Annotated in this window: 10 protein-coding genes, 1 tRNA gene and 1 pseudogene; 5 read left to right on the forward strand and 7 right to left on the reverse strand. The window is 39.9% G+C overall.

The window, feature by feature from the left end; genetic code table 11:
* Positions 1 to 9: 9 nt before the first annotated feature.
* The 4 genes from lpxM to L5B83_RS06410 all read left to right on the forward strand — a co-directional run bounded on the left by lpxM (position 10) and on the right by L5B83_RS06410 (position 5,456).
* Positions 10 to 963: a lauroyl-Kdo(2)-lipid IV(A) myristoyltransferase gene (lpxM, locus tag L5B83_RS06395; protein ID WP_250349773.1), complete on the forward strand. Its 954-nt coding sequence runs from the start codon at positions 10 to 12 to the stop codon at positions 961 to 963.
* A gap of 81 nt (positions 964 to 1,044) precedes the next feature.
* Positions 1,045 to 1,587 carry an adenine phosphoribosyltransferase gene (gene apt, locus L5B83_RS06400; RefSeq protein ID WP_250349774.1) on the forward strand — a complete coding sequence of 181 codons (543 nt, stop codon included), beginning with the start codon at positions 1,045 to 1,047 and terminating at the stop codon, positions 1,585 to 1,587.
* A gap of 21 nt (positions 1,588 to 1,608) precedes the next feature.
* On the forward strand, positions 1,609 to 3,699 hold the full coding sequence (gene dnaX / locus L5B83_RS06405) for a DNA polymerase III subunit gamma/tau (protein ID WP_250349775.1): 2,091 nt from the start codon (positions 1,609 to 1,611) through the stop codon (positions 3,697 to 3,699).
* Positions 3,700 to 3,968: 269 nt separating this feature from the next.
* Positions 3,969 to 5,456 carry a carbon starvation CstA family protein gene (locus L5B83_RS06410; protein ID WP_250349776.1) on the forward strand — a complete coding sequence of 496 codons (1,488 nt, stop codon included), beginning with the start codon at positions 3,969 to 3,971 and terminating at the stop codon, positions 5,454 to 5,456.
* Positions 5,457 to 5,526: 70 nt separating this feature from the next.
* Here the strand turns inward: L5B83_RS06410 and L5B83_RS12425 are convergent.
* The 5 genes and pseudogenes from L5B83_RS12425 to L5B83_RS06435 all read right to left on the reverse strand — a co-directional run.
* A pseudogene (locus L5B83_RS12425) lies at positions 5,527 to 5,643 on the reverse strand (hypothetical protein); the annotation flags it as partial.
* A 135-nt stretch (positions 5,644 to 5,778) separates the two neighbouring features.
* On the reverse strand, positions 5,779 to 6,693 hold the full coding sequence (locus tag L5B83_RS06420; RefSeq protein WP_265777917.1) for a siderophore ABC transporter substrate-binding protein: 915 nt from the start codon (positions 6,691 to 6,693) through the stop codon (positions 5,779 to 5,781).
* Positions 6,694 to 6,707: 14 nt separating this feature from the next.
* Entirely contained in the window at positions 6,708 to 7,481 is a 774-nt protein-coding gene (locus L5B83_RS06425) for an iron ABC transporter ATP-binding protein (RefSeq protein WP_265777918.1), read from the reverse strand.
* On the reverse strand, positions 7,472 to 8,440 hold the full coding sequence (locus L5B83_RS06430) for an iron chelate uptake ABC transporter family permease subunit (protein ID WP_265777919.1): 969 nt from the start codon (positions 8,438 to 8,440) through the stop codon (positions 7,472 to 7,474). The genes L5B83_RS06425 and L5B83_RS06430 overlap by 10 nt, the downstream gene beginning before the upstream one ends.
* Entirely contained in the window at positions 8,433 to 9,389 is a 957-nt protein-coding gene (locus tag L5B83_RS06435; protein ID WP_268739349.1) for an ABC transporter permease, read from the reverse strand. The genes L5B83_RS06430 and L5B83_RS06435 overlap by 8 nt, the downstream gene beginning before the upstream one ends.
* Positions 9,390 to 9,595: 206 nt before the next feature.
* Here L5B83_RS06435 and L5B83_RS06440 point away from each other — a divergent pair, with 206 nt between their 5' ends.
* Complete coding sequence (locus L5B83_RS06440; RefSeq protein ID WP_250363361.1) at positions 9,596 to 10,735, forward strand: NADH-dependent flavin oxidoreductase; 1,140 nt, start codon at positions 9,596 to 9,598, stop codon at positions 10,733 to 10,735.
* Positions 10,736 to 10,978: 243 nt separating this feature from the next.
* Here L5B83_RS06440 and L5B83_RS06445 read toward each other — a convergent pair.
* Positions 10,979 to 11,064, reverse strand: a tRNA-Leu gene (locus L5B83_RS06445).
* Between the two features lie 15 nt (positions 11,065 to 11,079).
* Positions 11,080 to 11,418 carry a preprotein translocase subunit SecG gene (gene secG, locus L5B83_RS06450; protein WP_250349781.1) on the reverse strand — a complete coding sequence of 113 codons (339 nt, stop codon included), beginning with the start codon at positions 11,416 to 11,418 and terminating at the stop codon, positions 11,080 to 11,082.
* Between the last annotated feature and the right edge of the window lie 35 nt (positions 11,419 to 11,453).

Raw genomic sequence — 11,453 nt, forward strand, 5'->3', positions numbered from 1 at the left:
TGAGGATTTATGACACAACAAGATGATGTACGTTTAACCGCGCGCATAGGCTATGATCCCAAATGGCAATGGGCGTTTTTATTGCCAAAATATTGGGCTGTTTGGCTAGGTATTTTGGCTTTGGCGTTATTTGCCTTTATACCTTTTCGTTTAAGGGATAAGCTTGCGGCGAAAATTGGTTTAATTGTAGCGCAAAAAGCAAAAAAACAACGCCATAGAGCAAGCGTGAATTTACAATATTGCTTTCCTGATTGGACAGAAGAGCAACGCGAAAAGGTGATTGACGAAATGTTCATCACCGTGAGCCAAGTGATGCTTGGCATTGGGGAAATTGCATTGCGTTCCAAAAAACATTTGCAGCAACGCAGTGAATTTATTGGTTTAGACGTTATTCAACAGGCCAAAGCGGCAGGCCATAATATTATTTTAATGGTGCCACACGGTTGGGCAATTGATGCCTCGGGTATTATTTTACATACTTATGGAATGCCAATGACGTCGATGTATAATCCACATCGTAATCCTTTAGTGGATTGGCTATGGACAATGGCACGTCAGCGTTTTGGCGGAAAAATGCACGCTCGTCAAAATGGGATCAAACCCTTTCTTAACACGGTCAAAAAAGGCGAAATAGGGTATTATTTGCCCGATGAAGATTATGGCGAAGAATTAAGTGAATATGCTGATTTTTTTGCCACTTATAAAGCCACTTTACCGGGGCTGAATAAAATGGCAAAACTTGCTAAAGCCGTGGTGATCCCAATGTTTCCTCGTTATAACGCAGAGCGGGGCAAATATGAAATGGAAATTCATCCACCAATGCCAATTAGCGAAGATCCCGCGCAAATGGCACGGGAAATGAACAAAGAAATTGAGCAATTTGTTACCCCAACGCCAGAGCAATATGTATGGATTTTACGTTTATTAAAAACCCGAAAAGATGGTGCGGATATTTATCGTTAAATTAAATAATCTGTGGTAATATGCGTGCCGCTCTTTTTTATAGAAAACGGTCGAAAATTTGACCGCACTTTAGGTAAGAAAATGAACAAACAATTAGAACTGATTAAATCATCGATCAAATCTATTCCAAACTACCCGAAAGAAGGCATTATCTTTCGTGATATTACAAGCCTCGTTGAAGTCCCAGAGGCGTTCAAGGCAACCATTGATTTAATCGTGGCACAATACAAAGACAAAGGGATCAATAAAGTTATTGGCACAGAAAGCCGTGGTTTTATTTTTGGCGCACCCGTGGCATTAGCGTTAAATGTTCCTTTTGTATTAGTGCGTAAACCAGGTAAATTACCTCGTGAAACGATTGCCCAATCCTATCAATTAGAATATGGTCAAGATACCTTAGAAATTCACACTGATTCGATTCAATCAGGCGATAACGTATTGATTATTGATGATTTATTAGCCACGGGCGGTACGGTAGAAGCTACCGTGAAATTGGTTAAACGTTTAGGTGGGGAAGTGAAAAATGCTGCTTTTGTCATTAATTTACCTGAACTCGGTGGTGAACAACGGTTACGTGATTTAGGGGTAACGCCATTTTCCTTAGTGAATTTTGACGGACACTAATTTATCCTAAGCGAGCAAGCAATGAGTTATCAAGTATTAGCAAGAAAATGGCGACCGCAAAAGTTCTCCGATGTAGTAGGACAGAAACCTGTTCTTACTGCCCTTGCTAACGGATTGAATGAAAATCGCTTACATCACGCCTATCTTTTTTCAGGAACGCGTGGCGTGGGGAAAACTTCGATTGCTCGCCTGTTCGCAAAAGGGTTGAATTGTGTTGAAGGGGTAACAGCGAATCCTTGTGGGGTTTGTGAGCATTGCAAAGCCATTGAAGAAGGGCGTTTTATCGATCTTATTGAGATTGATGCCGCTTCACGTACTAAGGTAGAAGACACCCGTGAACTGCTTGATAATGTGCAATATAAACCGGTGCAAGGGCGTTATAAAGTGTATTTAATTGACGAAGTGCATATGCTCTCTCGTCATTCTTTCAATGCGTTACTGAAAACCCTTGAAGAACCGCCTGAATATGTCAAATTCTTACTGGCAACCACAGATCCGCAGAAGTTACCGATTACTATTTTATCACGTTGTATTCAATTTCATCTTAAAGCACTTGATCAGCAACAAATTGCTGATCATTTAGCCTTTATTTTACAGCAAGAGAAGATCCCTTTTGAACCGCTTGCTATTGAAAAATTAGCGAGAGCCGCACAAGGCAGTATCCGTGATAGTCTAAGCTTAACAGATCAAGCTATTGCAATGAGCAACGCGAATATTACTCTTGATGTGGTAAATACAATGCTTGGCTTACTCGATGATAGTCAGCCTATTGATATTTTGTATGCCTTACAGCAAGGTAACGGGGAAGGCTTAATGAAAGCAATTCAAGCCGTGGCGGAAAAAGGCGGTGATTGGAACGAATTGCTAAAAGCTGTGGCAGAAAACTTGCATAAAATTGCAATGTGTCAATTGCTACCACAGGCGCAAATTAGTGATGAAAGCCATATTGGCTTTTTGGCGAAACACCTTCCTCCAGAAGATGTACAATTTTTCTATCAAATTATCTTAAACGGACAGAAAGAGCTTTCCTTTGCACCAACTCAGCGAATGGGCGTAGAAATGATTTTACTACGTGCGTTGGCTTTTCACCCTAAACTTATCCAAGCAGCACCTGAAATGCAGCCAGTGGAACAAGTGAATTCCCCCCAGAATTCAGTGCAAAGTGCGGTACAAAATCACACAAAATTAGTGGAAATGCCCGTGGTATCGCAACAATTTAAGGCTCATCCAGAATCAAAAACAACGCAATTTGTTGCGCAACCACAAGGACATTCAACATCAAATCGTCCATCTTCTGCGATGAGTAATGCAGCGTTAGAAGTGATGGATGCATTGGATCAACTTTCTTCCCCTGTAACGAGCGAAAAAAAAAACACTAATACCAATCAAGTGACGGATCTCCCTGTGGTAGAACGCAAATTTAGCCAGCAGAAAAACACTGGGCGATCTATCCATCAGCAGATTTCTCAGCCATCAATTCCTCAATCGCTAGAAGCAGAGATACCACCAATGGATATGCCTGTCATTCAAAGTGCGGTGCAAAATCAGCCAGATTTTTCTGCTGATCTTGATCAGGAAGATGATCTCAATTTAGCTGAAAACTACCGTTGGAACTGGAGCAATCCAGCAATGGCAGAAGAACAGGATAATGCAAGTCCGTCAGAAATTCGCAAAGCCATTTTAGAAAATACAACGCCAGAACTAAAAGAAAAAGTGCTGACGATGGCAAAAGCGCAGGATAAATGGACGGATATTATCGAACAGTTAGCTATTTCAGGCTTGGCAAAACAAATGGCAATGAATTGCGTAATTTTAAGCCAGAGTGAAAACCAAATTCAGCTAGGCTTGCGCCGAGATAAATTGCATCTGAATAATGAAAAACTTCGCATTCAGTTACAAACAGCCTTAAGTCAATTTTATCAGCAAGATGTGACACTTTCTGTGGAAACTAATGCAGATCTCCAACAGCTCACCCCAATGGACTACCGTAAACAAATCTACCAAGAGTTAAGCGAACAGGCGCGAGAAAATTTACAAGCAGATGAACGTTTACAGCGCTTCTGCGAAGAATTTGATGGCGTATTGGCACTTGATAGTGTTCGTCCAGTTTAATCATTTGAAACGCAGTTTATGGCTAAAAAATAAAGTGCGGTGATAAATTAGGGCATTTTTTCGCTTAAAAAATCATCACTTCATTGTTATATTGACCACGAGAAATACCCATAAAGAAGTATAAGGATCGGATTGACGGATCTTTTTTATCAATTCTTGAATAAAAACTGTGCGGAAGATCACATAAATTGCAACAATATATTTACACTAAATTTACTCTTGTTAAACTTGCGCACGAAATTTTATGTTTAATTTTTATGAGGTTCTTTATGTTATGGTTTCTCTCCTGCGTAGCCTTGCTTTTATTAGGCTACTTCTTATACGGTTCTGTGGTTGAACGTGTCTTTAAGATCAACCCAAACCGTGCAACTCCCGCTCACACAATGGCTGACGGCGTGGATTATGTGCCGATGTCTAAAAAGAAAATCTGGCTTATCCAATTATTAAATATTGCAGGGACAGGGCCAATTTTTGGTCCAATTCTTGGGGCATTATATGGACCTGTTGCAATGCTATGGATCGTTTTTGGCTGCATTTTTGCAGGTGCCGTACACGATTATTTCTGCGGAATGTTAAGTGTTCGCAATGGGGGACAATCAGTGCCTAACCTTGCGGGTAAATATTTAGGTGCGCCAGTTAAGCATTTTATGAATGCCCTTGCCCTTGTATTGTTAATTCTTGTTGGGGTTGTATTCGTCATTTCACCAGCCAGCTTATTAACCAATCTAACAGTGGATAATGTCGGTGAAATGTTCAACCTAGAAACGAAAAGCACGTTATTAGTTTGGACAGCAATTATTTTTGGTTATTACATCATTGCTACTTTAGTGCCGGTGGACAAAATTATTGGTCGCATTTATCCATTGTTTGGTGCGTTATTGCTATTTATGTCTTTTGGAATGTTATTTGCCTTATTATTTGAAGACAAAGCCTTATTCCATACTGTTGGCGAGATGAGTTTCTCGAAATTCTTTGAAAATATGCATCCAAAAGATTTACCAATTTGGCCATTGATTTTCGTTACCATTGCTTGTGGTGCGGTTTCAGGTTTCCACGCAACACAATCTCCATTGATGGCACGTTGTATGGAAAATGAAAAAGAAGGTCGCTTTGTTTTCTATGGTGCGATGATCGGCGAAGGGGTGATTGCCTTAATTTGGTGTACAGTAGGCTTAACTTTCTACGATAGCCCAGCACTAATGAATGATGCAATCACCGCAGGTACACCATCAAAAGTGGTTTATGATTCCGCCACCCATATGCTAGGCTACTTCGGTGGTATTTTAGCGGTGCTTGGTGTGGTGGTATTACCAATCACTTCTGGTGATACCTCGTTCCGTGCTGCACGTTTGATTATCGCGGAATTTTTCAAAATTGATCAACGTAATTTAGTTAAACGTTTAATGATCGCTATTCCATTATTCGTACTAGGTTTCATCATTTCTAAACTCGATTTCCAAGTAATTTGGCGTTACTTCGGCTGGGCAAACCAAACGACCGCAATGGTTATGTTATGGACAGCCGCGGCTTATTTATATCGCTATCATAAATTCCACTGGATTTGTACAATTCCAGCCATCTTTATGACAATGGTTTCTGCCACTTTCCTTGCGTATGCAAAAATTGGCTTAGGTTTAAGCTACGATGTGTCTGTTTGGGTAGGCACAGGCTTAACACTATTAGCGATCATTTGCTTCTTCACCTTGTTAAAACCAATTTCCAATGGTGATCCTGATTCTGAAACAGTCAGAAGCTAAAAAACTCCACAAAATTTACCCGCACTTGAGAAACCAAGTGCGGGTTTTTTTATTCTCACATTTAGATAAGTTATTTTCCTATCATTTGGAAAGAACGCAAATAGCTCAATGACATTATGCACGGTATGCAGCCAAGTAAGGAATTTGAGAAATTACTCACAGGGGAAGCAGCAAGAGCGGCGATTGCAACTGCTGATGCCTGTACAAAATCTCGTTATGAAAAGCGTAAAGTTGAGGTGCGAGAGGTAATGTAATGTGAGATAAAAAATTCCCCCTTTAAAAAGGGGGAATTCATAGTTTGTTGTTTGTGATAAAAAATGCCCTATTTTTCCACCGCACTTTTTACTTCATCGATCATAATCCCCATACTTTCCAAACCACCGAAAGTTAAATACCAATTTGCGGCATTTAAGTAAACAATATGATTATTTTTATACGCTTGAGTTTGGTGAATAATAGCGTTATCTAACACGGTTTGGGCATTATTGGCTTTGTCCGTAATGGCTGCGGTACGATCCACGATCAATAAATAATCTGGATTTTTTTCTAGCACATATTCAAACCCAATGCTCATTCCGTGGGTGGAGGATTTAATATTTTTATCAATAGGGGTGAAGCCAAAACCACTATAAACGATCCCATAGCGAGAGTTTTCACCAAAAGCACTCATACGGCTTTCATTGACTAAAGCAAGTAGGGCGGTTTTACCTTTGGTTTTCTCTGCAAGGGCTTTCATTTGTTTGTCCAGCTGTGTCAGTTTTTCCTCTGCCACTTGTTGTTTATCAAAAATTTGTCCAAATGCGTGGATATTTTGTTGGAAACTTGGATAGAAATTATTGTAGTCCACTTTAACAAAAAAGACTGGCGCAATTTCTTTTAAGCGATCCAATACTTTTTCTTGGCGACCGGTGGCGATGATAAGGTCTGGGTGAAGATCATTGATTTTCTCAAACGCAGGCTCTGGTGGCACGCCAACACTCGCGTAATGTTCTTTGCTAAATTCGCTTAAATATTCAGGCACTTTGCCGGCATTGCTGATGCCAACAATGCTATCTTTTGCACCTAGCGTGCGAAGGGTATCCACAGCTGAGAAATCAAGCACCACAACACGCTTAGGATTTTGTGGCACAATTTGTTTGCCAGCTGCATTTTCTACGGTAATATCCGCTGCATTCGCACTGGCAACGCCGAGTAAGGCGCAAAGACTGAGGGCAAGGGTTGAGAAGGTTTTTTTCATAGCATACTCCTGTATTAAGCTGATTGATGTCGAAAATACACAGCAATTTTGTGCTGATTAATTTGTTGAATTGGGATTGGCATATCGTAAATGCTCGCTAAAACGGGTTCTTGCATCATTGTGGTAACGTCCCCTTGATGAACTAATTTGCCGTCTTTCATTGCAATAATGTAATCAGAATAACAAGAGGCAAAATTAATATCGTGGATCACAATGACTACCGTTTTATTCAATTCGGTAGTGAGCTTGTGTAGCACTTGCATAATTTGGACGGAATGTTTCATATCTAAATTGTTCAGTGGTTCATCAAGCAAAATGTAATCTGTATCTTGCGCCAAAGTCATTGCGATATAGGCACGTTGGCGCTGCCCACCGCTAAGCTGGTTAATATATTGATGGCGAAACTCGCCTAGATCCATATAGGCAATCGCATTATCAATAAAAGTGCGGTCGTTTTTGGTTAAATTTCCTTGGCTATAAGGAAAGCGCCCGAAGGCAACCAATTCTTCCACCGTTAAACGCAAGTTGATGTGATTGGATTGTTTTAGAATAGAAAGTTGTTTGGCAATATCACTGCTTTTTTGCTGATGTAATGGCACCCCATTTAGGCTTACCGTGCCGCTATCTGCACGCAGTAAACGGCTGATAATGGCAAGCACCGTACTTTTTCCTGCACCATTTGGGCCGATAAACGAGGTAATTTTACCTTGCGGAATGGTAACCGAAAGGTTATCTACGACTTTTTTAGTACCATAAGATTTATTAATATTTTTAATCTCTATTGCCATTTTTTATTTGTCCTTAATAACAGATAAAGGAAATAGACGCCACCAACAAAGTTCACGATAATGCTCAAGGTGGTGTTAAAGGTGAAGACTTGGGAAACCAGTAATTGCCCGAAAACAAGGGTGATCACGGCGATCAGCATTGCGGCGGGGATTAATATTGTGTGGCGATAAGTACGAATAAATTCAAAGGTAACATTCATCACCAATAAGCCCAAGAAGGTTAAAGGTCCAACAAGTGCGGTGGAAATTGACGTTAAAATTGCCACAACAATGAGTAATCTCTTAGTGATCGCGGGATAATCCACACCTAAGTTAATTGCTTGTTCACGCCCAAGGGCAAGCACATCAAAATAACGCACATAGCGTAGGGTATAAAGTATTGTGGCGAGTAAGCCAGCTAGCGCGATCCATAAAATATCAAGATTGATACGGTTAAAACTGGCAAAGCCGATGTCTTGTGCGATCTGAAATTCATTGGGATCGATGAGTACTTCCATAAAAGAAGTTAAACTTTGGAAAAAGGTGCCAAAAATGATCCCCACTAAAAGCAAGAAAAACAGGCTTTGTTGTTCATTTTTAAACAAAAAACGATAGAGACCTAGTGCGAATAACATCATCAAACTGGTGCAAACAAAAAATAATACAATGGGGTTCATTGAGGTTAATGTGCTTGAACCAAAGAGAAAAATAATCAGGGTTTGAATGAGCAAATACAGATTATCCAAGCCTAAAATACTCGGCGTTAAAATGCGATTATTTACAATAGTTTGGAAGATCATCGTAGCCAGTGCAATTGCCACACCTGTCATTACAATAGCAAGCACGCCAAGAGCGCGGTTATATAAGGCATATTCCCAGCGAGTAGGGAGATGATAAAACACATACAGCACTATGCTAAGTAATGCGAAAATACTCAGTAAAATCAATGATTTTTTAGGATCGTAAACGTGCTTAACCATTTTGAACCCTTTGTTTTAACAGCATATAAAGAAAAATGGCACTGCCGAATACGCCCACAATGGCGTTAATGGAAATTTCGTAAGGATAAATCAACGCGCGCCCCAGAATATCGCAAAACAGCACAAAAACAGCACCTAAAAGTGCGGTGTGAGACAGTACTTTTTTCAAATTATCCCCCAAATAAAGGGTAACAATATTGGGAATAATCAGCCCGAGAAAGGGGATAACCCCCACCGAGACAATGATGATCGATGATACCGTTGCGACTATGGCTAAGCCTAAATAAAGCACTTGCTGATAGTTCAAACCAAGATTGACTGCAAAATCCTGCCCCATTCCTACGATGGAAAAGCGATTGGCAAAAAGATAAGCAAGCATCAATGCCGGAATGCTGAAATATAGCATTTCATAACGCCCAGCCATTACTAAGGAAAAATCGCCTTGCAACCAACCAGAAAGGTTTTGTAACAAATCTTGTTGATAGGCAATAAATGCGGTGATAGCGCTAATAATATTGCCAAACATAATGCCGACTAACGGCACAAAAATGCTATCTTTAAATTTCAGCTTAGAAAGCAACGTCATAAACAACAATGTGCCACAAAAAGAAACCAGAATTGCAACACTTGTTTTGAGTAACATTGAAGCAGAAGGAAACAGTAACATTGCAATTAAAATGCCTAGCCTTGCGCTATCCATCGTGCCTGCTGTGGTTGGGGAAACAAACCGATTACGGCTTAACTGCTGCATAACCAATCCACAAATACTCAATGATGCCCCAGCAATCAAAATACTGACTAAACGGGGCAAACGGCTAATCAAAAATATTTGCCACTGCTGAGTATCAAAATTGAATAATCCTTGCAAATTAACGGTACTTACGCCTAAAAAGAGGGAAATACCCGAAAGTAACAATAATAAGATAAACAAATAACGGCGTTTAATCATATTAATAGATTTTAAAAATGAGAATAATTAGCATAATTATATTGAATGTTATCACGTCAGCGTTGAAGAGCAAAGAAAAATCAAAGTGCGGTGCAAAAATCCCTCATATGTATTAAATTTTCCTCTTGTAAGGGAAAACACTATTTTTCTTATCATTTGGCACGTATGATAGAAAAGATTTTATAAATAAATGAATGAGGAATCGAATGGAACAGAAATTTTCAGCGTTATTTCAACCGTATTTTTTGAATAACAATGTTGAAATCAAAAATCGTTTAGTGGTTGCCCCTTTAACCCATTTTGCATCAAACCCTGATGGCACATTAGGAAGCCAAGAGGCTCAATTTTTGCAAGGGCGTGCAGAAAATATGGGAATGTTTATTACCGCAGCAACATTGGTGTCAGAAAATGGTAAGGCATTTCAAGGACAGCCAGAAGCGTTAAATGAATTTCATTTGGAAAGTTTAAGTAAAACTGCGGAGATTATTAAACAGCAAGGTGCAAAAGCCATTCTGCAACTTCATCACGGCGGGAAATTAGCACTATCCGAATTATTGAATGGAAAAGAGAAAGTGGCGCCTTCAGCAGATCCTGACACACAAACAAGGGCGTTGACTCAAGAAGAAATTTTGCAAATTATTCAAGATTTTGCTTTCGCCACAGAGCTTGCTATTCGCTCGGGGTTTGATGGGGTAGAAATTCACGGGGCGAACGGTTATTTAATTCAGCAATTTTTCTCTAAGCAAAGTAATCAACGTACCGATGAGTGGGGAGGGAATTTGACAAATCGTTTGCGTTTCCCACTTGCTGTGATCGATGCAGTGAATGCAATGCGTGAGAAACATCAATGCCCAGCATTCATTATTGGCTATCGTTTATCGCCAGAAGAGCCGGGTGAGAATGGATTAACAATGACAGATACGCTTGAATTGGTGTCCGCTTTAGCTGAGAAGCCATTACAATATTTACACGTGTCATTGTGGGATTTTTATAAAAAGGCTCGTCGTGGTGCAGATACTCATTCTGCCCGTCTTGAATTAATTCATCAACGTCTAAATGGTCGTTTACCGCTTATTGGAGTGGGAAATTTATTCAGCGCAGAACAGCTTGTTGGCGCCTTGAATACAGGATGGGTAGAGTTTGTTGGTGTGGGTAAATCTATAATGATTAACCCAAATCTTGCGACGTTAATTGCCCAAGGAAAAACGCAAGAAATTATCACCGCACTTGATCCTGAGCAGCCAGATCATTATCGCATACCTGATTATTTATGGTCTTTATGTATAAAAGGTAGCCCTTGGTTACCACCAGTGAAAGGGCAAGATTGGCAGCCTGTGGATATTTAAAACGCAAATAGCACTCGGTATGAGTGCTATTTTTATATCCATTAAGTGCGCTGTACTTTTAGTCACTATTAAAAATGGGATCGTAACGATATTCCGTTCATAGTTACCATTATAGTTACTACGATCCGCCCTTTAACTCAATTAGCTACGGTCAGTTGCGATAAGCAAAATAGGCTAACGCCTTGAAATTACAGGCATTAAAAAAGCCTTTCGAGTGATTACGAAAGGCTTAGTTAAGTGTTATGGTGCTCTGAGCGAGACTTGAACTCGCACGTCCTATGGACACTACCCCCTCAAGATAGCGTGTCTACCAATTCCACCATCAGAGCAAAATTCGGTTTAGATTATTGTGGGATATCTGAATTTTGTTTTTCTTCCACTTTTGGTTGCTGTTCTTGAATTTTTTCTGCAACTTGTGAAAGATTATCAAATTTGCCTTGTTTTACCTCACCGTGGTGAGAGTTAATGTTAGCAATAGCAAGGCTAGTAACAAAGAAGATAACTGCTAAGATTGCGGTTGTACGGGATAAAAAATTCCCTGCACCACTTGCACCAAATACTGTACCTGATGCACCGCCTCCAAATGAAGCACCTGCGTTTGCACCTTTACCTTGTTGGATTAAAATGAAACCAATAAGGATAACAGATACAACTAAGTAGATAATTAACAGTGCTTGATACATTATTTCTTCTCTTGTTATTGGATACCAAAAATTAA

Source organism: Avibacterium sp. 21-599 (assembly GCF_026226765.1).
Classification (GTDB): domain Bacteria; phylum Pseudomonadota; class Gammaproteobacteria; order Enterobacterales; family Pasteurellaceae; genus Avibacterium.

Excerpts from the sequence above, each read along its gene's own strand:
- lpxM (WP_250349773.1), top strand. The coding sequence starts at position 10 with ATGACACAACAAGATGATGTACGTTTAACCGCGCGCATAGGCTATGAT.
- apt (WP_250349774.1), top strand. The coding sequence starts at position 1,045 with ATGAACAAACAATTAGAACTGATTAAATCATCGATCAAATCTATTCCA.
- dnaX (WP_250349775.1), top strand. The coding sequence starts at position 1,609 with ATGAGTTATCAAGTATTAGCAAGAAAATGGCGACCGCAAAAGTTCTCC.
- L5B83_RS06410 (WP_250349776.1), top strand. The coding sequence starts at position 3,969 with ATGTTATGGTTTCTCTCCTGCGTAGCCTTGCTTTTATTAGGCTACTTC.
- L5B83_RS06420 (WP_265777917.1), bottom strand. The coding sequence starts at position 6,693 with ATGAAAAAAACCTTCTCAACCCTTGCCCTCAGTCTTTGCGCCTTACTC.
- L5B83_RS06425 (WP_265777918.1), bottom strand. The coding sequence starts at position 7,481 with ATGGCAATAGAGATTAAAAATATTAATAAATCTTATGGTACTAAAAAA.
- L5B83_RS06430 (WP_265777919.1), bottom strand. The coding sequence starts at position 8,440 with ATGGTTAAGCACGTTTACGATCCTAAAAAATCATTGATTTTACTGAGT.
- L5B83_RS06435 (WP_268739349.1), bottom strand. The coding sequence starts at position 9,389 with ATGATTAAACGCCGTTATTTGTTTATCTTATTATTGTTACTTTCGGGT.
- L5B83_RS06440 (WP_250363361.1), top strand. The coding sequence starts at position 9,596 with ATGGAACAGAAATTTTCAGCGTTATTTCAACCGTATTTTTTGAATAAC.
- secG (WP_250349781.1), bottom strand. The coding sequence starts at position 11,418 with ATGTATCAAGCACTGTTAATTATCTACTTAGTTGTATCTGTTATCCTT.